The organism is Pseudomonas sp. NPDC089996, assembly GCF_044748405.1.
Lineage (GTDB): Bacteria > Pseudomonadota > Gammaproteobacteria > Pseudomonadales > Pseudomonadaceae > Aquipseudomonas.
The window spans coordinates 193,016-215,416 of sequence record NZ_JBIVGA010000009.1 but is presented as its reverse complement, the minus strand read 5'-3'; the positions used below and the strand labels follow the sequence as shown (position 1 = coordinate 215,416).

Genomic DNA, 22,401 nt, shown 5'->3' with positions numbered 1-22,401 from the left:
CAGGCAGAATTGTATGGATGTTAACCCCTTTGGCTTGTCTTGCCAGTGCAATGCGCTACCATGGCCCTCCCTTTTTTTGTTGCCTGCCACCATGCACTGTCCCTTTTGCGGTGCCAACGACACCAAGGTCATCGACTCGCGTCTGGTCGCCGAGGGCGAACAGGTGCGCCGCCGCCGTGAATGCGTCGCCTGCGGCGAGCGCTTCACCACCTTCGAAACCGCCGAACTGGTGCTGCCGCGGCTGATCAAGCAGGACGGCACACGCCAACCCTTCGATGAAGACAAGTTGCGCGCCGGCATGCAGCGCGCGCTGGAGAAGCGCCCGGTGAGCGTCGAGCGGCTGGAAGCGGCACTGGCGCATATCAAGAGCCGCCTGCGCGCCACCGGCGAGCGTGAGGTCAAGTCGCTGGTGGTGGGTGAAATGGTCATGGCCGAGCTGCGCAAGCTCGATGAAGTCGCCTACATCCGCTTCGCCTCGGTGTACCGGCGCTTCCAGGACCTCGACGAATTCCGCGAAGAAATCGACCGCCTGGCCCGCGAGCCGGCCAAAGAGTGAGCATGCCCAGCCAGACCGCGTTTCTCGATGCCCATTACATGGCCCGCGCGCTGGAGCTGGCGCGCAAGGGCGTGTACACCACCCACCCCAACCCGCGTGTGGGTTGCGTGATCGTCCGCGATGGCGAGGTGGTCGGTGAAGGCTGGCACGTGCGTGCCGGCGAGCCGCATGCCGAAGTGCATGCCCTGCGCCAGGCCGGCGAACTGGCGCGCGGCGCCTGTGCCTATGTGACCCTGGAGCCGTGCAGCCACCATGGCCGCACCCCGCCGTGCGCCGAGGCGCTGGTCAAGGCCGGAGTGGCCCGGGTGGTCGCCGCCATGCAGGACCCCAATCCGCAAGTCGCAGGCCAAGGCCTGCGGCGCCTGGCAGACGCCGGCATCATCGTGGCCAGCGGCGTGCTTGAAGCCGAAGCCCGCGCCCTCAACCCCGGCTTCCTCAAGCGCATGGAGCACGGCCTGCCGTTCGTCCGCGCCAAACTGGCGATGAGCCTGGACGGCCGCACCGCCATGGCCAGCGGCGAAAGCCAGTGGATCACCGGGCCCGCTGCGCGCTCGGCAGTACAGCGCCTGCGCGCCCGCTCCAGTGTGGTGCTGACCAGTGCCGCCAGCGTGCTGGCCGACAACGCCCGCATGACCGTGCGTGGCGCCGAACTGGGCCTGGATACCGAAACCACCGCCCTGGCGCTGAGCCGCACACCCTTGCGCGTGCTGGTCGACGGCCGTCTGCGCCTGCCGCTGGACGCTCCGTTCTTCCAGGCCGGCCCGGCGCTGGTGGTCACCGCCGTCGCAGATGACCCGCGCTATGCCGCTGCTGGCCATGAGCTGCTCAGCCTGCCGGGCGACAATGGCCAGGTGGACCTGCCGGCACTGCTGCAGACGCTGGCCGCGCGCGGCGTCAACGAAATCTTGCTGGAGGCCGGTGCCGGCCTGGTCGGCGCCTTTGCCCAGCTGGGTCTGGTCGACGAGTACCAGCTGTTCGTCGCCGGTACCTTCCTCGGCTCCCATGCCCGGCCATTGCTGGACTGGCCGCTGGACAAGATGAGCCAGGCGCCGCGGCTGAAAATCACCGAAATGCGCGCAGTGGGCGATGACTGGCGGGTCACAGCCATCCCCCTGCCGGCACCCGGCGTATAATGCCGGGCTTGCCCCGCGCAACCCGTTTCTGAGGAAGTCCCCATGTTCACCGGCATCATCGAATCCATCGGCACCATCCGCAGCCTGACCCCCAAGGGCGGTGACGTGCGCGTCTACGTCGAAACCGGCAAGCTCGACCTGGGTGACGTCAAGCTCGGCGACAGCATTGCCGTCAACGGTGTGTGCCTGACCGCCGTCGAGCTGCCGGGCAATGGTTTCTGGGCCGACGTCAGTGTCGAGACCCTCAAACGCACCGCGTTCATCGACCTCAAGAGCGGCAGCAAGGTCAACCTCGAGAAGGCCCTGACCCCGACCACCCGCCTGGGCGGCCACCTGGTCAGCGGCCATGTCGATGGCGTCGGCGAAATCATCTCGCGCAGCGATAACGCCCGCGCCATCCAGTTCCGCGTGCGTGCGCCCAAGGAGCTGGCCAAATACATCGCCCACAAGGGTTCGATCACCGTCGACGGCACCAGCCTGACGGTCAATGAGGTCAATGGCGCCGAATTCGAGCTGACCATCGTCCCGCACACCCTGTCCGAAACCATCATGGCCGACTACCGCGCAGGGCGTCGGGTAAACCTTGAGGTCGACTTGCTGGCCCGTTACCTGGAGCGTCTGCTGCTGGGCGACAAGGCTGCCGAACCGAGCAAGGGCAGTGGCATTACCGAAAGCTTCCTGGCCGCCAACGGCTTCTTGAAATCCTGATTGAGAAGGGGGTGCCGAGTGGCGCTCAACAGCATCGAAGAACTGGTCGAAGACATCCGCCAGGGCAAAATGGTCATCCTCATGGATGACGAAGACCGCGAGAACGAAGGCGACATCATCATGGCGGCCGAGTGCTGCCTGCCCGAGCACATCAACTTCATGGCCAAGCACGCCCGCGGCCTGATCTGCATGCCGATGACCCGCGAGCGCTGCGAAACCCTGAAGCTGCCGCTGATGGCACCGCGCAATGGCTCGGGTTTCGGCACCAAGTTCACCGTGTCGATCGAAGCCGCCGAAGGCGTCACCACCGGCATCTCCGCGGCTGACCGCGCGCGCACCGTGCAGGCTGCCGCTGCCAAGGACGCCAAGGCCGAAGACATCGTCAGCCCAGGCCACATCTTCCCGCTGATGGCCCAGCCAGGCGGCACCCTGGCCCGCGCCGGCCACACCGAAGCAGCCTGCGACCTGGCGCGCATGGCCGGTTTCGAGCCGAGCGGTGTGATCTGCGAAGTCATGAACGACGACGGCACCATGTCGCGCCGCGCCGAGCTGGAAGTGTTCGCCGCCGAGCATGGCCTGAAGATCGGCACCATCGCCGACCTGATCCACTACCGCATGATCCACGAGCGTACCGTGCAACGCGTCTCCGAGCAGCCGATCGAGAGCGAGCTGGGCGAGTTCAACCTGGTTACCTACCGTGACGCGGTGGAAGGCGACGTGCACATGGCCCTGACCCTGGGCAACATCTGCGCCGAGCAGCCGACCCTGGTGCGCGTGCACAACATGGACCCGCTGCGCGACCTGCTGCTGGTCAAGCAGCCGGGCCGCTGGAGCCTGCGCGCGGCCATGGCCGCCGTGGCCGAGGCGGGCAGTGGCGTGGTGCTGCTGCTGGGCCACCCGCTGGACGGCGACGTGCTGCTGGCGCACATCCGCGAAAGCGCGGGCGATGCGCCGACCAAGGCACCGACCACCTACAGCACCGTCGGTGCCGGTTCGCAGATCCTGCGCGACCTCGGCGTGCGCAAGATGCGCCTGATGAGTTCGCCGATGAAGTTCAATGCGATATCCGGATTCGATCTGGAAGTTGTAGAATACGTGCCCTCCGAGTGACTTGAGGCGGCATTGACGCCCTTGAGCTTGAGTCCAGACCCCTGCCGAGGCCGCTTGTATGCGGCCTCGCTCTTGAAGATGAGAATATCGGAATGACCCTGAAGACCATCGAAGGTACCTTCATTGCCCCCAAAGGTCGCTATGCTTTGGTGGTTGGCCGCTTCAACAGCTTCGTCGTCGAAAGCCTGGTAAGCGGCGCCGTTGATACCCTGGTACGCCACGGTGTCAGCGAAAGCGACATCACCATCATCCGTGCCCCGGGTGCGTTCGAAATCCCGCTGGTGGCACAGAAAGTCGCCCAGCAGGGTGAATACAACGCGATCATCGCCCTGGGCGCAGTGATCCGTGGCGGTACCCCGCACTTCGAATACGTGGCGGGCGAATGCACCAAGGGCCTGGCCCAGGTGTCCATGGAGTTCGGTGTACCGGTGGCCTTCGGCGTGCTGACCGTCGACTCCATCGAGCAAGCCATCGAGCGCTCCGGCACCAAGGCTGGCAACAAAGGCGGTGAAGCTGCCCTGTCCGCACTGGAAATGGTCAGCCTGCTGGCGCAGTTGGAGGCCAAGTGATTAGCGACGAAAGCGATCGTTTCAACCCGCGCGATCCAAAACCTGCGGATGCCGGCAAGCCATCGAAGAGCGCCAAGCGCCGCGAAGCCCGCAAGCTCGCGACCCAGGCGCTGTATCAATGGCACATGGCCAAGCACTCGCTGAACGAGATCGAAGCGCAGTTCCGGGTCGATAACGATTTTAGCGATGTCGACGGTGCCTATTTCCGCGAGATCCTGCATGGGGTTCCGGCGATCCAGGGCGAAATCGACAACGCGCTGAAGCCGTGCATGGCAATCGCCATGGATGAGCTCGACCCGGTCGAACTGGCCGTGCTGCGCCTGTCCACCTGGGAGCTGATCAAGCGCGTCGACGTGCCGTACCGCGTCGTGATCAACGAAGGCGTGGAACTGGCCAAGGTCTACGGCGCCACTGACGGCCACAAGTTCGTCAACGGTGTACTGGACAAGCTGGCGCCATCGCTGCGTGAAGCCGAAGTCAAGGCGAACAAGCGCTGATCCTGGCGCTGTCGAGCCATGGGTGAGTTCGAGCTGATCAACCATTATTTCGCAGCCGCGCCTTGTGCGCGGGGCGGCGAGGGCGTGGTTCTGGGCATCGGCGACGACTGCGCCCTGCTGGACCTTCCCCCCGGTGAGCAACTGGCGGTGTCGACCGACACCCTGGTCGCCGGGGTGCATTTCCCCGCTGTCTGCGATCCGCTGCTGCTTGGCCAGCGCTCGTTGGCCGTGGCGGCCAGTGACCTGGCGGCCATGGGCGCGACGGCGATCGGCTTCACCCTCGCCCTGACCCTGCCGGATGTCGGCCCCGACTGGCTGGCGGCCTACGCCGACGGCCTGAGCCGTATGGCTCACCGTTGCCGCATGAGCCTGATTGGTGGCGATACCACCCGTGGTCCTCTGAGCATCACCGTCACCGTGTTCGGCCGTGTGCCGGCCGGCCAGGCGTTGCGCCGCAGCGGCGCGCGGCCAGGTGATTTGTTGTGTGTCGGCGGTTCGCTGGGCAAGGCGGCCGGAGCGTTGCCGCTGGTGCTGGGTGAGCGTGAGGCACCGGCCGAACTGGCCGAGCCGCTGCTCGATCACTATTGGTCACCGATGCCGCAGCTCAACCTTGGCCAACTGCTGCGCGGCCGTGCCACGGCGGCATTGGATATTTCCGATGGCCTGCTCGCCGACTGCGGGCACATCGCCAAGGCCTCCGGGGTCGCACTCGAGGTGAACCTGGCGCAGGTGCCAGTGTCTCCAGCATTAGAGGCCTTCCTTGGCCATGAGGCGGCCCGGCAGGCAGCGCTGACCGGCGGCGACGACTACGTGCTGGCCTTCACCCTGCCGCCGTCGGCGCTCGCCGCGTTGAGCGGGCCCGGTGTCGCCGAGGTGCACGTGATCGGTCGCGTGCTCGAAGGCCAGGGCGTGACCCTGCGCGATCCGCAGGGGCAGGACATCACCCCGGTTCAACGGGGCTATCAACACTTTAGGGAGACACCGTGACCGACCACCCCAACCAGGTGCCAGCGGAGTTCGTTCCGCCATCGGTCTGGCGCAACCCGTGGCACTTCATCGCCTTTGGCTTCGGCTCCGGCACCCTGCCCAAGGCCCCCGGTACATGGGGCTCGATGGTAGCGATCCCGTTCATCCCGCTGTGGCAGATGCTGCCCGACTGGGGCTACTGGTTGCTGCTGGGCGTGATGATGCTGTTCGGGTTCTGGCTGTGCGGCAAAGTTGCGAATGACTTGCGTGTGCACGACCATGAAGGCATTGTCTGGGACGAGATGGTCGGCATGTGGATCACCCTCTGGCTGGTGCCGGAAGGGTGGCAGTGGATCCTCGCCGGGTTCCTGATGTTCCGCTTCTTCGACATCCTCAAGCCCTGGCCGATTCGCTGGATCGACCGCCATGTGCACGGGGGTGTCGGGATCATGCTCGACGATATCCTGGCTGGGGTGTTCGCCTGGCTGGGCATGCAGATTCTGGTGTGGGCGGTAGGCTGAAACAGGGAGCATTTCGATGGCCATAAGGACTGTGCTGCTAGCAATGCTGCTGAGCCTCGCCCCTTGGGTGATGGCGGCCGATGCGCTACCCAGGCAGATTCACCTGGTCAGCGAGGAGTGGATCGACTACACCAATGCCGATGGCAGTGGCGTGGCCTGGGATGTGCTGCGCAAGGTGTTCGAGCCTGCCGGCGTCAAGGTCATGACCCAGAGCGCGCCTTACAGCCGCGCGGTCGGCCTGGTGAGGCGTGGCGAGGCCGATGCCTGGGTCGGGTCGTACAAGGAAGAAAACGACGACAACCTTTATCCGCGTTGGCATTTCGACATGGACCACATCTATGCCCTGGGCCTTGCCAGCAAGCCGGTGCCGACCTTGGCCACTGTCGGTCAGTACCGCCTGGCCTGGGTGCGCGGCTATGACTATGGCAGCTACCTGCCCAACGCGAGCAACTTCCGTGAAATCCAGCGCCGTGAGGGTATCTTGCCGATGCTCGAGCATGAGCGGGTGGATTTCTACATCGATGCGCAGACCGAAGTCGACTATGTGCTCGGGCAGAGCTCGCAGCCTGAGCGTTTCCGCAGGACCCATGTCGCCGAACTGCCGCTGTACCTGGCTTTTTCCAGGAACGAGCATGCCAAGGCCCTGAGTGACCTGTTCGACAAACGCATGGCCGAACTGGTGCGCAGTGGTGAGTTGAAGCCGATCTTCGAGCACTGGAACCAACCGTACCCCTTTACCCCGGACAGCAAACCGCAATAACCCGCTCTGGCACAGACCCTGTGGGAGCGGGCGTGCCCGCGAACACCGGCGCAGCCGGTGCCATGCACCGCGTTGGATTCTTCGCGGGCGCGCCCGCTCCCACAGGGGCAGCTAAGCATCGAACTTTTCGATCTTAAGCCACGGTATTCAACGAGCGCACACGCGCCGACCTGCTGATACAATCGCTGCAGAGAAATTTCCTACTTATCCAGGAGCACAACGTGCCCGTCGTCTTTGTTGCCGCCTCGAAACTCCCGACTCCCTTTGCGATCTTCACCATGCATGGCTTCCTCGACGAAGCCACCGGCCGTGAGCACGTGGTGCTCAGCCTGGGTGATTTCGCTGACGGCGAGCCGGTGCTCGGGCGCCTGCACTCCGAGTGCCTGACCGGCGACGCCCTGTTCAGCCAGCGCTGCGACTGCGGCTCGCAGCTGGAAGCCGCACTGCAGGCGATCGCCCGCGAAGGCCGTGGCGTGCTGCTGTACCTGCGTCAGGAAGGCCGTGGCATCGGCCTGTTGAACAAGATTCGCGCCTATGAACTGCAGGACGGTGGTGCCGACACCGTCGAGGCCAACGAGCGCCTGGGCTTCGCCGCCGACCAGCGCGACTACGCGATGTGCCTGCCGATGCTCGAGCACCTGGGCGTGAAATCGCTGCGCCTGATGACCAACAACCCGCGCAAGGTCAAGGCGCTGACCGACATGAACATCAAGGTCGCCGAGCGCGTGCCACTGCACACCGGGCACAACCCGCACAACCGCTACTACCTGGCGACCAAGGCCGGCAAGCTCGGCCACATGCTGGGCAACGAACACCAGGGCGAGGTGCCCCAGGCGTGACCCGTGGCGAGGTCAAGCGGCGCCTGACGCTGGCCTGGTGGCAGTACCTGGCGGTCGGCCTGGTGCCGCTGCCGGTCATGGCTTGGGCCTTCGGTGGTGGCGATGCGCTGATCCCGGTGCTGGCGATGCCGCTGTTCATCGCCGGTGCCGCGACCATGTTTCTCAGCCTGCCGCGCTTCGGCGCCTACAAGCGGGCGCTGATCGCCACCTCGAAGGTGCTGGGTACGTCTGAAGAGCCATCCGCCTGGATCACCCTGGCGCAAGTGCGGCGCATGGCCATGCTGTTCGCCTGCTTCCCGGCCTGGGTTGCCGCGCTGTCGGTGCTGGTCGGGCTCGAAGCGGTGCCACAGTTCCTGCTTGCGCTGTCCACCGTGGTGTTGCTGTACCTCTATCGCATTCCTCGTCAACTGGGCTGATGCGCGTCCTGCTCTGCTTGCTGGCGCTGCTGGCCTTTGGTGCGAGAGCAGGCGAGCCTTTGCGCGTGGTCAGCCTTGCACCTTCGATGACAGAAATCATGCTCGAACTGCACGCCGACGACCTGCTGGTAGGCGTGCTGGATGGAGGCGAGCGGCCGCAAGCGCTGCAACAGCTGCCTTCGGTCGGGCGCCAGGGCCAGCTGGACATGGAAACCCTGCTCAGCCTCAAGCCTGACCTGTTGCTGCTCTGGCCCGGCAGCGTGGCGCCGGCCCAGCGCGACCAGCTCAAGCGCCTGGGCATTGCCACTTACAGCGCCGAACCCCACGACCTGAACCAGTTGCTCGAGCAGATCGAGGCCATTGCCGTGCGTGTTGGGCGGGGCGAACAAGGCCGGCCCTATGTACAGGCCCTGCGCGAGCGTTTGCAGCAGCTGCGCCGGCAGTATCGGCGCGAGCAGCCGCTGCGAGTCTTCTACCAGGTATGGGACCGGCCACTGTACACCTTGGGCGGACGGCAGGTGGTCAGCGATGCTCTGACGGTGTGCGGAGCGCGCAATGTGTTTGCCGACCTGAGCCAGCCGGCACCGCAGGTGAATGTAGAGTCGGTGCTGATGCGCGACCCGCAGGTGATTCTGGCAGCGGATCAGGCGCAGCTGGCGAGCTGGAAGGCTTGGCCACGGTTAAGCGCGGTGGCGGGGAATGGCTTGCTGGTAGTGCCGGACAAGGGGCTGGAGCGGCCCAGCGGGCAGATGATCGAAGCCACCGCCCGCCTGTGCGCGCTGCTGGCGGCTAGAGTGCCGGCGTCCAGGTGACGCTGAACAGCGCGGTGCGGCCTTCTTCGCGGTAGCCGTAGCTGGCACCGTCGAAGCTGTACAGCGCCCGGCTGTAACCCTTGTCCAGCAGGTTATCCAGCTTCACTTCCAGCTTCAGCTCCTCCGTTGCTGCCCAGCCCGCACGCAGGCCAAGCAGGCCGTAGCCGCCCAGGCGGTTGCGGTTGGCTTCATCGTCGTAGCTGGCGCTGACCGCTTGCCAGCTGCCGCCCACACTGAACCGTTCGAATTGGCGATCCAGGTCCAGGCTCAGGGTGCGCCGGGCGCGGCGGGCGAGGGTGTGGCCACTGTCGCGGTCGCGCGGGTCGATCAGCGCCAGGCCCAGTTGGCTGCGCCATTCGCCCCATTGCTGGTCGAGGGCCATTTCCAGGCCGTTGATGCGCGCCGAAGCCACGTTACGCGGGATCGAGTCCTGGCCAAAGATGATCGCATCGCGCAGGTCGGTGCGGTACAGCGAGGTTTCCAGGCGGCTGTCGTGGGTGAGCTGGCTGCGCCACTGCACTTCATAGCTTTTCGAACGCTCAGGCTTGAGGTCCGGGTTGCTGAACTGCGGGTAGTACAGGTCGTTGAACGTCGGGGCGCGGAAGCCTTCGCTGTAGGACAGCAGCACGTCGTTGCGGGCATCCAACGGTACGGTGAGGCTGCCACTCCAAGTGGTCTGGCCGCCGAACTGCTGGTTCTGATCGCGCCTTACACCGACCTCGGTGGAAAAATCTTCGCCGCTGTAGCGGTGCTGGATGAAGGCCGCACGGTTCCACCGGCTGTCCTCGGTAAAGTCGGTGCTGCCGTGTACGCGGTCCTGGTACCAGTCACCACCCAGCAGCAGGTTGTGCCGCTCGGTCAGTGCGAGGTCGTTCTGCCAGGTGACCTGGTCGCGGTAGGTGTTGAACACGAAACGCTCATCGCTGAGCTTGTCGCGTTTGTCATCACGGTTTTCGCTGTGGCCGAGCTCCAGGCGCGAATGCCAGAGGTCGCTGAACTGGGCGTCTAGGTAGCTGCCCAGGCTGCTGACGTCGAAGTCGGTGTAGGGCTTTTGCCCGAAGCTCTGAAACGTAACAGGGTCGAAGCGGCCGAACGGGTTGTCGTATTCACTGCGTCCGCGGCTGTCGAGCAGGTTCAGGCCGGCTTCGAAGCGCTCGCCAAAGGTATGGCTCAGGCTCAGGTTGAGCGACTTGTTGCGGTAGGCATCATGGTCACCATCGCTGGCAAACGACGGCCCGGTCGAGTCGATGCCGGCGGTTTCATCCAGGCTGGCGCCGAGGTTGAAACGGGTGGCGTCGTCCCCGCCAGACAGCCCCAGGCTGCGCTGGAACGTCTGGTTGCTGCCCGCTGCCAGGCGCAGGCGCGGTTGCAGGCCGGGGCCACTGCTGCGGCGGGTGAAGATCTGGATCACCCCGCCTATGGCATCGCTGCCATACACCGCCGATCGTGAGCCGCGCAGCACCTCGACGCGCTCGATCTGGTCGACATCCAGAAACTGCAGGCCGCTGTCGCCGGAGGTGGCGTTGGCGATGCGCACGCCATCGACCAGTACCAGGCTCTGGGCGGCCTTGGTGCCACGGATGAAGATGCCCGGCAGGCTGCCGCGACCCCCGGTGGGCGCGACTTGCACGCCGGGCACGCGGGCGAGCAGGTCGGTGACGCTGCCGGGCTGCAGGCGGTCGATGTCGGCGCGGGTGAAGACGGTGTTGGCGGCGCTGGTGGCGGTGCGTGATTCGACCTGGCGGTTGGCGCTGATCAGCACATCGGGGAGCTTGAGGGCGTCGTCGCGTTCGGCGGCCAACAATGGCATGGGGAGGCAGAGCAGGGTGGCAAAGGTCGAAATTTTCACTGGCTGTTCCATTTTGCGAGGGCTGCGCCCTCGATCGCGACACAAGGCCGCTCCTACAGGATTGCGCGATCCTGTGTAGGAGCGGCCTTGTGTCGCGAAAGGGCCGCAAAGCGGCCCCAAAATTTACAGGCCGAGCCTGTCGATACGGGCTTTCACCGAGGCTTCGATGCCAACCGCATCCAGCCCACACTCGGCTAGCATCTGCGCCGGCTTGGCATGTTCGACATAGATATCCGGCAGCCCCAGGTGCAGCAATGGCTTGACCACGCCCTCTTGGGCCAGGAACTCGCCCACGGCCGCCCCGGCGCCCCCCATGATGCTGTTCTCTTCGATGGTTACCAGCAGCTCATGGCTGGCAGCCATTTCCAGCACCAGAGCCTCGTCCAGTGGCTTGACGAAGCGCATGTCGACCACAGTGGCGTTGATCTGCTCGGCAACCTGCAGGGCCTCGGTCAACTGCACGCCGAACACCAGCAGGGCCACTTTCTCGCCTTGGCGGCGTACCACGCCCTTGCCGATTTCCAGCGGTTCGAGGTCGCCGCTGATCGGCGCATTCGGGCCGGTGCCACGCGGGTAGCGCACGGCCGCCGGGCCGTTGTACAGGTGGCCGGTGCTGAGCATCTTGCGCAGCTCGTTCTCGTCGCTCGGGGTCATCACCAGCATGCCCGGGATGCAGCGCAGGTACGACAGGTCATAGCTGCCTGCGTGGGTCGGGCCGTCTTCGCCGACCAGGCCAGCACGGTCGATGGCGAACAGGACATCGAGGTTCTGCACCGCCACGTCGTGGATCAACTGGTCGTACGCACGTTGCAGGAAGGTGGAGTAGATCGCCACCACCGGCTTGCTGCCTTCGCAGGCCATGCCGGCTGCGAGGGTGACCGCGTGCTGCTCGGCGATCGCCACGTCGAAATAGCGTTGCGGGTAGCGCTCGCTGAAGGCGACCAGGTCGGAACCTTCCTTCATCGCCGGGGTGATGCCTACCAGGCGCTTGTCGGCAGCAGCCATGTCGCACAGCCACTGGCCGAACACGGCGGAGTACTTCGGCCCGCTGGCCTTTTTCGGCGCAGCCGGCTTGTCGGCGGGTTCGAGCTTGGTGATGGCGTGGTAGCCGATCGGGTCGATCTCGGCCGGGGCGAAACCCTTGCCTTTCTTGGTCACCACATGCAGGAACTGCGGGCCCTTGAGGTCACGCATATTGCGCAGGGTGGCGATCATGGTCGGCAGGTCATGGCCGTCGATCGGGCCGATGTAGTTCCAGCCCAGTTCTTCGAACAGCGTGCCCGGCACCAGCATGCCCTTGGCATATTCCTCGGTGCGACGGGCGATTTCCCAGGCACCGGGCAGGCGCGACAGCACCTTCTTGCTGCCTTCGCGCATGCTCGCGTAGGTGCGGCTGGAGAGGATCTTGGCCAGGTAGTTGGACAGGCCACCGACATTGCGCGAAATCGACATGTCGTTGTCGTTGAGGATCACCAGCATGTCGGCGTTGACTTCCTGGGCGTGGTTCAACGCCTCGAAGGCCATGCCGGCAGTGAGGGCGCCGTCGCCGATCACGGCGATCGACTTGCGCGCGCTGTTCTGCAGCCGGGCGGCAATGGCCATGCCCAGCGCCGCGCTGATCGAGGTGCTGGAATGGCCGACGCCGAAGGTGTCGTACTCGCTCTCGCTGCGGCGCGGGAAGGCGGCGATGCCGTCCTTCTGGCGCAGGCTGAGCATGCGGTTGCGGCGCCCGGTGAGGATCTTGTGGGGGTAGGCCTGGTGGCCGACGTCCCACACCAGCCGGTCATCCGGGGTGTCGAAGACGTAATGCAGGGCGATCGTCAGCTCGATGACGCCCAGGCCGGCGCCGAAATGCCCACCGGTCTGACCAACGGTGTAGAGCAACTCCTGGCGCAATTCGTCAGCCAGGGTCTCCAGGTCGGCTTCGGCCAGCCGGCGCAGGCCGGCAGGCGTGTCAGCACGGTCGAGCAACGGCGTGACCGGGCGTTCGCGGGGGATCTCTTGAAACGTCGTGGGCATCAGGCGAGTCGTTATAGGTGTGTGAAGACGCGGCAGTTTACCCCATTGTGGGAAATACTGCCCATTCAGACGGGTATCACGGGGGGCTGCTTCGCAACCCTTCGCGGGCACGCCCGCTCCCACAAGGACAGCGCATCACCTGTGGGAGCGGGCGTGCCCGCGAAGGGTCGCGCAGCGGCCCCATTCAATCAGTGACGGCGTTCGACGATGTAACGCGCCAACGCCCGCAGCGGCTCGGCGTTTTCGCCAAACCCTTGCAGTGCGGCCAGCGCCTGGTCGCGCAGTTCGACCGCATAGGCCTTGGCGGCTTCCAGCCCCAGCAACGCCGGGTAGGTCGGTTTGTCGCGGGCGATGTCGGCGCCCTGGCGCTTGCCCAGGGTGGCGGTGTCGCTTTCCACGTCGAGAATATCGTCCTGCACCTGGAATGCCAGGCCGATGGACTGTGCATAAGTCTGCAGGGCATCCAGCTGCCCCTGCTCGGCGCGGGCACTGGCCAGGGCGCCCAGGCGCACGCTGGCTTCGATCAGGGCGCCGGTCTTGTGCCGGTGCATGAACTCCAGGGCCTGCTGGTCCAGCTTGAGGCCGACCGAGCCGAGGTCGATGGCTTGGCCGCCGACCATGCCTGCAGGTCCTGCGGCCTTGGCCAGGGCCTGAACCATTGCCAGGCGGGTGCTGTCGGCCTGCGGGCTCAGGCGCGGGTCGAGCAGGGCGCTGAAGGCCAGGCTCTGCAAACCGTCACCGGCGAGAATCGCGCAGGCTTCGTCGAAGGCTTTGTGGGTAGTGGGCTGACCACGGCGCAAATCGTCGTCGTCCATGGCCGGCAGGTCGTCGTGTACCAGCGAGTAGGCGTGGATCAGCTCCACTGCACAGGCAGCACCGTTGGCGTGCTCAGCTGGCGCGCCAAGGGCTTCGCAGGCAGCATAGGCAAGCAGCGGGCGTACACGCTTGCCGCCGTTCATCACGCTGTAGCGCATGGCGGCATAAAGACGTTCCAGCTCTTTTGTCGGGGCGCGGAACAGCGGTTCGAGCGCGGCGTCGACACGGGCCTGGCAGCTGGCCTGGTAAGCAGTGATCATGCTTCTGGCTCCGCATCGAACGGCTGAGCGGCGAGTTCGCCGTCACGTTCCAGCAGAATTTGTACTTTCTGTTCGGCCTGGGCCAGGGCACCCTGGCAATCGCGGGTCAGGGCGATGCCTTGCTCGAACGCGGCCAGCGAGTCTTCCAGCGACAGTTCGCCGTTCTCCAGGCGCTCGACCAGGGCTTGCAGGTCGGCGAGGGATTGCTCGAAATCGATGGAGGCTTTTTTGCGGGCCATGGCGACAGTCTCGTTGGCGGATCAGAACCGCGCGACGTTAGCAGAGCGGGGCGGGGGGAGCAAACATCCGGCTACCTGATCGGTTAACGCGCTGATTTGTAGGGGCGGCCTTGCCGGGGCGCCGGACCGGTCGGAAAGGGCTGCAATGCAGCCCCGGCCATTCTTGCATTTGCGCTCAAATTTTGGGGCCGCTATGCGGCCCTTTCGCGACACAAGGCCGCTCCTACAGGTGTTGTGTCAGCTCTGAAGCCTGGGCGATGGATCAGGCAGGCTCGGCTTCCAGTTCAACCATTGCCTCACGGCACCGCGCCAGTTCTTCAATGGTCAGCACCGGCAGGTTGTACTGCCGCGCATACACCGCCACCTGCTCACCCCTCGCCATGCTGCCATCGGGGTTCATCAGCTCGCACAGCACCGCTGCCGGGCGCAAACCCGCCAGGCGTGCCAGGTCCACCGAGCCTTCGGTATGCCCGCGACGGGCCAGCACGCCACCCTCACGCGCGCGCAGCGGGAACACATGACCCGGGCTGACGATAAGGCGTTGCTCGGCAGTCGAGCGCAGCGCCGCCTCGATGGTGGTGATGCGGTCCTGCGCGCTAACGCCGGTGCTCACGCCTTCAGCGGCCTCGATGGTGACGGTGAAGCCAGTGCCGTGGCGGGCCTGGTTGTTCTGCACCATCGGCGCCAGCTGCAGGGCATCGACAGTGGCTTCGTCCAGGCACAGGCAGACGATGCCGCTGCAGTCGCGGATCATCATGGCCATGGTCTGCAGCGACAGGTTTTCGGCGGCGGCGACGATATCGGCTTCGTCCTCGCGATCATCATCGTCGAGCAGCAGCACAGGGCGCCCAGCCTGGAAGGCGGCGACGGCGGCGGACACATTGGGAAATTGTTTTTGCAGCAAAGGGGACATGAAACGCTCCTCGTGAATGATCGATGAACGTCTCGGGGCGAACAAAATGCGCGCGCAAGGGCGCCCGAATGGCCCCTGCCTGACGCCTTCTTTCATCCGGACTATGACCGTCGGCTCTGGAGTCGCACCAGATCTGCTGACCCCCGGCATGGCCGGGGCGCTCGCGGGCTCATCTTTCGATTTACCGCCGGTGGGGACTTACACCCCGCCCTGAAGACCGGGCAAGCATACAGCACTGTGCCACCCTGCTGGCAACCCGGCGTTCTACGACTTTTGGCTGCCTGTACCGGCCTCTTCGCGGGCACAGGTTTACCGCGACATTTCTTCAACCACTTTGTGCAGCGAAGCCGGCAACATCGGGCCATGCCCCAGCCCTTCGAACCGCTCGAAGCGCACCTGCAACCCCGGCACCCTAGCCAGATCCGCCGCCAGCTCCCGCGCCGGTCTTTCCACATCGCCTTTCACCGGCATACGCGGATTGGCCGGCTCGTCGCTCCCGCGCATCAACAACAACTGCGGCCGGCTATCCCCCAGGCGCTGCTGCAACCCCTGCGCCTCACGTACGATCACCCCGTCGTTCCACCACAGCGAAGGGCTCGCCGCCGCATAGTCACTGAACAGCGCCGGCCGGGTGAACAGCGCATGCAGCACTGCCAGGCCACCATAGGAATGCCCCCACAGCGTCTGCCGCTGCAGGTCGATCGGTGCCACGCCGGCCACCATCGGTCGCATCTGCTGGGTCAGCAGGTCAAGGAACGCATCGACGCCGCCACTGGGTTGGCCGCTCAGCGGATCGCGCTGTTCGGCCTGCCCAGGCAATGACGGGGTGTAGTCGAAGGTGCGCCCGGCGCGCTCGATACGCTGCTCGGTCTGATACCCCACGGCCACCAGCAATGGCGCCTGGCCGGCAGCGAGCTTGCTAAGTTGCTGGCCATCAAGCGCGCCCAGCGCGGCATTGCCGTCGAGCATCCACAGCACCGGATAACCGGCGGCAGGGGCCGGACGGTCCGGCCTGCCGATCCACAGGCGGTAGTGGCGCTGGCCGTCGGCCGAATCCAGGTCAAGGTGGCTGAAGCGGTAGGCCAGGTCCTGACGCTGCAGTAGCGATGTATCCATCTTCTGGTCACGTTCCGGCTGCGCCACGGCAAGGGGGGCGGCCAGTGCCAGTGCCATGATCAGGGGCAGGGTCATCTTGCTCATCAGGCTTCTCGTCAGGGCTTGGCATGGAAAAAGCCAGATGATAATCAGTGCTGTTTGGGCGTAAAGCGGATTAACTTTCTAAACAATCCTGGCCAACCGGCAGCACCACATGCAGGCACAAACCCGGGTGGCCATTGCTGGCCCACAGCCGGCCGCCTTGCAGTTCGATGGCGCGGCGGGCGATGGCCAGCCCCAGGCCGAAGCCTGCACCGCTACCCGGCAACCGCTGGTAGGGCAGGAAGATGCGTTCAAGGTCAGCTTGCGCCACGCCGTGGCCCTGGTCGCTCAGGCGCAGGTGCCAACAGTCGCCCTCACGCCAGCCATCGAGGCTGACCCGGCCGCCGTCGGGCGAGTGGCGGATGGCATTGCGCAGCAGGTTTTCCAGTGCCTGGGCCAGGCTGTCCAGATGGGCCTGCACCCGGCATTCGATGCCCAGCGAGCAGGGCAGGCGCGAGGGATCCCAGCCACTTTCGAAGCAAATGTCCTGGCACAGCGCCTCCCACACGGACAGCATCAGCACCGGCTCGGTGGCCAGTTGCGGCTGCTCGGTGTCCATCCATGCAAGGTCGAGGGTGTCTTCAAGCAGCTTTTGCATGTCGTTGACTTCGCGCGCCAGGCGCTCGCGCAGTTGTGCCGGCGGCAGGCCGCTGTCCTGGGCGATGCGCAGCCGCGCCAGGGGCGTGCGCAATTCGTGGGACAGCGTGCGCAGCAGCAGGCGCTGTTGCTCAAGGCTCTGGCGCAAGCGCACGGCCATGTGTTCGAAGGCCTGTGCCAGCTCCCCCAGCTCATCACGGCGTTCCTGCAGGGGCAGGCCCGGGCTGTCCAGGTCGTCTGCACGCAGGGCGTCGGCGCGGTCGCGCAGGCGGTTGAGCGGCACCACCAGCTGCCGATAGATCGCCAGGCCCAGCAGCAGGGCGAGCAGTGTGGGCGCGACGCCATGGGTGATGACATGGGTCCAGGGTGTCAGGCCTGTGGGCAGCAGGCGCTCGGGCAGCTGCATCACCAGGCGGCCGTTTTCGGGGTGTTGCGGGAACTCGATGCTGACGTAGGGCAGTTCATCCTGCAGGCGCCGGCTCATCGGCCAGTCGAGCTTGCGCATGAAGGTGAGGTGGCTGGCCTCTTCAGCCTCCAGGGCCGTTGTGCCAAGGCTTTGCAGGTGCGGCCCGAGCAGCACTGCCCAGGTGTCTTCGGCGTGTTCGAGCTTGCGCCGGAAGGTCTCGGCCCCCGGCGCCCCGGCTTGCTCCCAGGCCTGTTCGGCCTGCTGCGCGTAGCGTGCCAGATAGTCCTGGTCGGCCTGGGAGAGAAAATATGTGCTGCGCTCCACCGACAGGCCCCAGGTCCAGATCAGCCAGGTCAGCAGCAGGCAGAAGCTCACCTGCATGGCTGCCAGTTTCCACAGCAAGGGGTGGCGGCGCATCAAGCGTGTTCCGTGTCGACCAGGATGTAGCCCTGGCCGCGCACGGCCTGGATCTGCAGGTGCTGGGCCGCGATATCGGCCAGCTTGCGGCGCAGGTTGCACACGTGCACATCCAGGCCGCGGTCCAGGCGGGTGTAGGCCCGGTGCAGCACGGTCTGGTAAAGGAACGGTTTGCTCAGGGCTTCGCCGGGGTGGGCGTTCAGCAAGGCCAGCAAGCGGAATTCGGAAGCGGTCAGGCCGGCCGCCTTGCCGTGGTGCAGTACATCCTGCACATCCTGGTCGAAAACCAGCGGGCCAGCTTCGCTGCGCGGGAGCGTACTGCGGCCGAAGGCCACGCGCCGCAACAGGGCATCCACCCGGGCGTCCAGCTCCGCCAGGCTGAATGGCTTGGGCAGGTAGTCGTCCGCACCCCGGGTGAAGCCGCTGATGCGGTCCTGCTCGGCGCCCAGCGCCGACATCAGCATCACCGGCACGGCATGCTGGCGGCGCAGCTCGTCGAGCAGGCTGAGACCGTCGATGCCCGGCAGCATGATGTCCAGCAGTATCAGGTCGAAGCGGCCGTGCTGCACGGCGCTCAACGCCTGGGTACCGGTGGCGCAGGCGTTGACCAGGAAACCGCGGTTCAGAAAGTGGCGCTGCAGGTCCTCGCGCAGACGGGCGTCATCTTCGGCGAGAAGAAGTGAGGTGGGCATTGGCTGTCTTTAATGAGAATTCGTATCAGTTAGCCATCATCCCATTCTGGGCGGGGAAAGGGCAATCGCCCCGTGTCGGCTGCATGTGTTAAGAAGGTTAATCCTGCTGCACCCCCGTTTTTCGTCCGGTATCGTTCGCAAAAAGCAACTTGTTTCGTTTGCGATTAAATATCATTTGGGCGAAGGGTGTGACATGAGCGGTTTCAAAGGTTCGGGGAGCCCGCGACGGGTTCGGGGATGGCTGGTGCTGGGTTTGCTGGCGCCGTTTTCGCTGTCGGCACTGGCTGAAACGGTGGCAGAGCAGGCTGTTGCGGATGGCACTTCGCTCGACCTGCCGGCCCTGACCATCGAAGGCAACCGCCTCTACGACATGCTGCCCTCCGAGCAGACCGGTGGTTACAGCGTCGATGCCGCCACAGTGGGCACCAAGACCCCGGCGGCACTCAAGGACATTCCGCAATCGATCACCGTGTACACCCAGGACTACGTCAAGGACCGCCAGTTCGTACACTTGGATGACCTGGCCAAATACACCGCAGGCCTGCGTACCCTGACCAACGACAGCGGCCGTTCGTCGATCTACGCCCGTGGCTATGAGTACAGCGAGTTCAACATCGACGGCTTGCCGGCGCCCATGGCCTGTATCTTCGGCACCGTGCCATCGCTGGCAGCCTTCGACCGGGTCGAGATCATGCGCGGCCCGGCCGGCCTGTTCAGCAGCACCAGCGAGCTGGGCGGCATCGTCAACATGGTGCGCAAACGCCCGACCGCCGAGTTCCAGGGCCATGTCGAAGGCAGCTACGGCACCTGGGACACCAACCACGAAGAAATCGACCTGAGCGGGCCGCTTGACGATGCCGGCCGCGTGCGCGGACGCTTCATCGCCTCGCGTGACGACACCAGTGGCGAAGTCGACTACAACGCGAACACCAGCAACAGCTACTACGGCGCGCTGGACATCGACCTGGACGACGACACCCAGCTGTCGTTCGGGCTGATCCACGAAGTGAAGAACATCACGCCGCACAACGGCTACCCCGCGACGCTATCGGGCGAAGTGCCTGATTTCAGCCACTCGAAGTTCCTCGGCGCCGACTGGAACTACTTCGATGGCAAGACCACCGACCTGGTTGCCGAGCTGACCCACCGCTTCGACAACGGCGGCTATGGCCGCGTCGCGGCGCGCGGCTCGCACCGCGATACCAACTACCTGTACGCCTTCACCGCAACCAATGCCACCACCGGGGCCAATTCCGAGCGCGCCAGCGCCCGCGATTTTACCCAGGACACCTACTCGCTGGATGCCAGCTACAGCCAGCCGTTCGAAACCTTCGGCCAGGTCAGCGAGTTCGTGGTCGGCACCGACTACAAGAACTACGACACCGAGTACCTCAACGGCGCCACCAACCTGGGTGGCATCAACGTCGACACCTACACGCCCAAGCGTTTCGCCAAGCCGTCGCCGAACTACACCACCGAGACCGGCATGCAGGAAGAGGAATACGGCCTGTACTCCAAGGTCACCTTCCGCCCGATCGAGCGCCTGGCCCTGATTGCCGGTGGTCGCTTCAGCTGGTACCGCGGTGATTTCTACACCACCACCCTGAGCAGCAGCTCGACGGTCGATGACGACAAGCGCGTCGATGGCCGCTTCACCCCGTATGGCGGCCTGGTCTACGACCTGACCGAAAACCACGCGCTGTATGCCAGTTACTCGCAGGTGTTCAAGCCGCAGTCGGACACCGACGGCAATGGCCGGGTGCTCAAGCCGCGCCAGGGCGAGCAGTATGAATTCGGCCTGAAGAGCAGCTACTTCGGTGGCGACCTGAACACCCGCTTCTCGGTGTTCCGCCTGACCGACAAGAACCGCGCCAGCACCGAATACGATGCCGATGGCGTGGACACCGGCTTCTCGGTCGCCTCTGGCAAAACCCGGGTCAAGGGCGCGGAAGTGGAAGTCAGCGGCAAGCTCACGCCGAACTGGGAGTTGCTGGCGGGCTATACCTGGATGGAAACCGACACCGTCAAAGGTGATGCCGAAACCACCTTCTTCATCATGCCGCGCAACCAGGCGTCGCTGTGGAGCAAGTACACCATCAGCCAGGGCCCGCTGAACGGACTGGCGATTGGTGGCGGTGTGTCGGCGATGAGCAACTTCTACTCCGAGAACGGTGGCGTGCGCATCGATGCGCCGGGCTATGCCACCGTGGATGCGATGCTGTCGTACCCGGTGACGTCGAAGCTGACCGCGACCTTGAACGTCAACAACCTGTTCGACCGGGATTACCTGTCGCGGGTGGGGTCGACTTCGACGTTCAACTTCTACGGGCCATCGCGGAGCATGATGGTCGGGGCGCGGTATGACTTCTGAGTAGGGCTTTGACCTTGCGTCGCCTGTGAGATCGAACGCCGCGCGGGCGGCGCTCGATCTGATAGGCGCTGCAAAACGGTCGACATACGAAAAAAGGGCATTAAAAAGCCGGCTTGTGGCCGGCTTCTCGGGGACGGTTCCGACTAATTTATGGTAAGTCGCAGCCGCCTTAACGGTGTGGCCAGCAAGGGCCTGAAAGAGATGGCATACGCTCGTGTGGAGCGTCGCCGAGCCCTCTGGAATGCGGCTTGCGCCGACCGGGGCTGAATGTGCCGCGTAGCATACAAGGGTCGGCGCGGTATGCCCAGCAAAAAATGGCGCAGCATGTGTCAGTCGGGGCGCCGCTGGCGGTAATGCGACCAATGGAACACCCAGCCCAGTATTTCCAGCTTCTGCGCTTTGCTCTGCAACGGTGTGTAGCGCTCTACGATCTCATGCCGGTTGTTGCTGTGCAGGCACAAGGTGCCTCGGTGGCCAAGGCTCAGGCTGTTTACCCTGAGCCTGCCGTTGTGCAACAAGGCATAGATCTCGCCATCAACCACCTTGGTGTAGCTGAGGTCGATCGCCAGGAGAGCATCGCGTGGGATCCACGGCGCCATGTTGGAGGCCGGCATGGTCATGCAAATGGCATGATCCTCCGGTACGTCCAGTGCCTCCAGCGCAGATGCCGGCATTGCCAGATGTTGATTGTCGAGCGCTACGAGCTGGCCATTGCACAGCTCGTGAAAGGGCACTTGCACCAGCGGCACAGGCTTCTCCGGTGAGGCACCGAATGCATCTATCTGGGTTGCCTGGGGCGCGTACATGCGCAGAAACGACTGCGGGTGCTTGGGGCCTTCACCCGTCTGCAGCCAGCGACGCTGCACGCAGAACAACTCGGCCATTTCGTCCAGGCGGGCAATCGGGATGCCGCGGGTGAACCAGTTGTTGATGTGCTGCGAGGTAACGCGGCGCTGGGCAGCGAAGTCTGAGGGGGTCAGGCCACATTCCTTGAGGAGTGCCTTGAAGCGGTCGCCGGATCTATTCATGCAGCCGAGTGTAGCGGCCGGTTGCTGGTAACGAAATGAACGTGATGTTGATATAAACGGTGCGAAAAAGGTCTGAAAGTAGGAAGTGGGTGTAGGACTATGTAGGACTTTTTACCGGCCTGTTGCGTTATCCATAAAAAAACCCCGCCGAGGCGGGGTTTTCTACGCAAAGCGGTATCAGCCCTTGTAGGCAGCGACCGATTTGGTGATCGCGGCGCGGGCGGCGTCGGCGCCATCCCAGCCTTCGATCTTGACCCACTTGCCCTTCTCGAGATCCTTGTAGTTCGCGAAGAAGTGCTCGATCTGCTGGATCAGCAGGGCTGGCAGGTCGGTGTATTCCTTCACGTCGACGTAGAGCTGGCTCAGCTTGTCGTGAGGCACGGCGATGACCTTGGCGTCGCCGCCGCCGTCGTCGGTCATGTTCAGCACGCCGACCGGACGGGCGCGGATGACCGAGCCTGGGGCTACCGGGTATGGCGTCACGACCAGCACGTCCAGCGGATCACCGTCGTCGGCCAGGGTGTTCGGGATGAAACCGTAGTTGGCTGGGTAGAACATCGGGGTAGCCATGAAGCGGTCGACGAACAGGGTGTCGCTGTCCTTGTCGATTTCATACTTGATCGGCGCGTGGTTGGCCGGGATCTCGATGGCGACGTAGATGTCGTTCGGCAGGTCTTTGCCAGCCGGAATCTTGCTGTAGCTCATTGGGC

General features: G+C 64.8%; 23 protein-coding genes and 1 riboswitch. Of the genes, 13 read left to right on the top strand and 10 right to left on the bottom strand.

Annotated elements, in window-relative coordinates; translation table 11 throughout:
- Positions 1–91: 91 nt before the first annotated feature.
- From nrdR to ACIPW4_RS17695, 12 genes are all read left to right on the top strand, one after another.
- Positions 92–556 carry a transcriptional regulator NrdR gene (gene nrdR, locus ACIPW4_RS17750; RefSeq protein ID WP_009685710.1) on the top strand — a complete coding sequence of 155 codons (465 nt, stop codon included), beginning with the start codon at positions 92–94 and terminating at the stop codon, positions 554–556.
- Positions 557–558: 2 nt separating this feature from the next.
- Positions 559–1,689 carry a bifunctional diaminohydroxyphosphoribosylaminopyrimidine deaminase/5-amino-6-(5-phosphoribosylamino)uracil reductase RibD gene (gene ribD / locus ACIPW4_RS17745; RefSeq protein WP_400660088.1) on the top strand — a complete coding sequence of 377 codons (1,131 nt, stop codon included), beginning with the start codon at positions 559–561 and terminating at the stop codon, positions 1,687–1,689.
- Positions 1,690–1,731: 42 nt separating this feature from the next.
- Positions 1,732–2,397 carry a riboflavin synthase gene (locus ACIPW4_RS17740; RefSeq protein WP_016497780.1) on the top strand — a complete coding sequence of 222 codons (666 nt, stop codon included), beginning with the start codon at positions 1,732–1,734 and terminating at the stop codon, positions 2,395–2,397.
- 18 nt (positions 2,398–2,415) lie between these two features.
- Positions 2,416–3,507: a bifunctional 3,4-dihydroxy-2-butanone-4-phosphate synthase/GTP cyclohydrolase II gene (ribBA, locus tag ACIPW4_RS17735; protein ID WP_400660085.1), complete on the top strand. Its 1,092-nt coding sequence runs from the start codon at positions 2,416–2,418 to the stop codon at positions 3,505–3,507.
- A 92-nt stretch (positions 3,508–3,599) separates the two neighbouring features.
- On the top strand, positions 3,600–4,076 hold the full coding sequence (gene ribE, locus ACIPW4_RS17730; RefSeq protein ID WP_103448796.1) for a 6,7-dimethyl-8-ribityllumazine synthase: 477 nt from the start codon (positions 3,600–3,602) through the stop codon (positions 4,074–4,076).
- On the top strand, positions 4,073–4,573 hold the full coding sequence (gene nusB, locus ACIPW4_RS17725; RefSeq protein ID WP_400660082.1) for a transcription antitermination factor NusB: 501 nt from the start codon (positions 4,073–4,075) through the stop codon (positions 4,571–4,573). Before ribE ends, nusB begins: the two co-directional genes overlap by 4 nt.
- Positions 4,574–4,591: 18 nt before the next feature.
- The gene (thiL, locus tag ACIPW4_RS17720; protein WP_400660079.1) at positions 4,592–5,560 is read left to right on the top strand and encodes a thiamine-phosphate kinase; all 969 of its coding nucleotides are present in this window, start codon (positions 4,592–4,594) and stop codon (positions 5,558–5,560) included.
- Positions 5,557–6,060 (top strand): phosphatidylglycerophosphatase A, encoded by a 504-nt coding sequence (locus ACIPW4_RS17715; RefSeq protein ID WP_027917812.1) that lies wholly within the window; start codon positions 5,557–5,559, stop codon positions 6,058–6,060. The genes thiL and ACIPW4_RS17715 overlap by 4 nt, the downstream gene beginning before the upstream one ends.
- 16 nt (positions 6,061–6,076) lie before the next feature.
- Complete coding sequence (locus ACIPW4_RS17710; RefSeq protein ID WP_400660076.1) at positions 6,077–6,820, top strand: substrate-binding periplasmic protein; 744 nt, start codon at positions 6,077–6,079, stop codon at positions 6,818–6,820.
- Positions 6,821–7,041: 221 nt separating this feature from the next.
- Positions 7,042–7,659, top strand: a complete 618-nt coding sequence (gene ribA / locus ACIPW4_RS17705; RefSeq protein WP_079226374.1) for a GTP cyclohydrolase II — start codon at positions 7,042–7,044, stop codon at positions 7,657–7,659.
- Entirely contained in the window at positions 7,656–8,075 is a 420-nt protein-coding gene (locus tag ACIPW4_RS17700; protein ID WP_400660072.1) for an MFS transporter, read from the top strand. The genes ribA and ACIPW4_RS17700 overlap by 4 nt, the downstream gene beginning before the upstream one ends.
- Positions 8,075–8,887 (top strand): cobalamin-binding protein, encoded by an 813-nt coding sequence (locus ACIPW4_RS17695; RefSeq protein ID WP_400660069.1) that lies wholly within the window; start codon positions 8,075–8,077, stop codon positions 8,885–8,887. The genes ACIPW4_RS17700 and ACIPW4_RS17695 overlap by 1 nt, the downstream gene beginning before the upstream one ends.
- On the opposite strand, the gene ACIPW4_RS17690 is transcribed toward ACIPW4_RS17695, so the two are convergent.
- From ACIPW4_RS17690 to ACIPW4_RS17655, 8 genes are all read right to left on the bottom strand, one after another.
- On the bottom strand, positions 8,865–10,748 hold the full coding sequence (locus ACIPW4_RS17690) for a TonB-dependent receptor domain-containing protein (protein ID WP_400660066.1): 1,884 nt from the start codon (positions 10,746–10,748) through the stop codon (positions 8,865–8,867). The genes ACIPW4_RS17695 and ACIPW4_RS17690 overlap by 23 nt on opposite strands.
- 111 nt (positions 10,749–10,859) lie before the next feature.
- A complete protein-coding gene (gene dxs / locus ACIPW4_RS17685) occupies positions 10,860–12,755 on the bottom strand; it encodes a 1-deoxy-D-xylulose-5-phosphate synthase (protein ID WP_400660063.1) in 1,896 nt (631 codons plus the stop codon).
- 188 nt (positions 12,756–12,943) lie between these two features.
- Positions 12,944–13,831 (bottom strand): (2E,6E)-farnesyl diphosphate synthase, encoded by an 888-nt coding sequence (gene ispA / locus ACIPW4_RS17680; RefSeq protein WP_400660061.1) that lies wholly within the window; start codon positions 13,829–13,831, stop codon positions 12,944–12,946.
- Positions 13,828–14,070, bottom strand: coding sequence for an exodeoxyribonuclease VII small subunit (locus ACIPW4_RS17675; protein ID WP_008092375.1), 243 nt, complete (start codon positions 14,068–14,070; stop codon positions 13,828–13,830). The genes ispA and ACIPW4_RS17675 overlap by 4 nt, the downstream gene beginning before the upstream one ends.
- A 262-nt stretch (positions 14,071–14,332) precedes the next feature.
- Entirely contained in the window at positions 14,333–14,983 is a 651-nt protein-coding gene (ribB, locus tag ACIPW4_RS17670; protein WP_400660059.1) for a 3,4-dihydroxy-2-butanone-4-phosphate synthase, read from the bottom strand.
- 80 nt (positions 14,984–15,063) lie between these two features.
- Positions 15,064–15,205, bottom strand: a riboswitch (FMN riboswitch).
- An 87-nt stretch (positions 15,206–15,292) separates the two neighbouring features.
- Positions 15,293–16,183 (bottom strand): alpha/beta hydrolase, encoded by an 891-nt coding sequence (locus ACIPW4_RS17665; protein ID WP_400660057.1) that lies wholly within the window; start codon positions 16,181–16,183, stop codon positions 15,293–15,295.
- A 70-nt stretch (positions 16,184–16,253) separates the two neighbouring features.
- On the bottom strand, positions 16,254–17,600 hold the full coding sequence (locus ACIPW4_RS17660; RefSeq protein WP_400660054.1) for a histidine kinase sensor domain-containing protein: 1,347 nt from the start codon (positions 17,598–17,600) through the stop codon (positions 16,254–16,256).
- Positions 17,600–18,292 (bottom strand): response regulator transcription factor, encoded by a 693-nt coding sequence (locus tag ACIPW4_RS17655; RefSeq protein WP_400660052.1) that lies wholly within the window; start codon positions 18,290–18,292, stop codon positions 17,600–17,602. Before ACIPW4_RS17655 ends, ACIPW4_RS17660 begins: the two co-directional genes overlap by 1 nt.
- Before the next feature lie 193 nt (positions 18,293–18,485).
- On the opposite strand from ACIPW4_RS17655, the gene ACIPW4_RS17650 reads away from it, so the two are divergent.
- Positions 18,486–20,663, top strand: coding sequence for a TonB-dependent siderophore receptor (locus ACIPW4_RS17650; RefSeq protein ID WP_400660050.1), 2,178 nt, complete (start codon positions 18,486–18,488; stop codon positions 20,661–20,663).
- Positions 20,664–20,992: 329 nt separating this feature from the next.
- Here ACIPW4_RS17650 and ACIPW4_RS17645 read toward each other — a convergent pair whose 3' ends face one another.
- Together ACIPW4_RS17645 and ppa are read right to left on the bottom strand one after the other, a co-directional pair.
- Positions 20,993–21,691, bottom strand: coding sequence for a helix-turn-helix transcriptional regulator (locus ACIPW4_RS17645; protein WP_400660048.1), 699 nt, complete (start codon positions 21,689–21,691; stop codon positions 20,993–20,995).
- A 177-nt stretch (positions 21,692–21,868) separates the two neighbouring features.
- Positions 21,869–22,396 (bottom strand): inorganic diphosphatase, encoded by a 528-nt coding sequence (gene ppa / locus ACIPW4_RS17640; RefSeq protein ID WP_016484715.1) that lies wholly within the window; start codon positions 22,394–22,396, stop codon positions 21,869–21,871.
- Positions 22,397–22,401 lie beyond the last annotated feature (5 nt).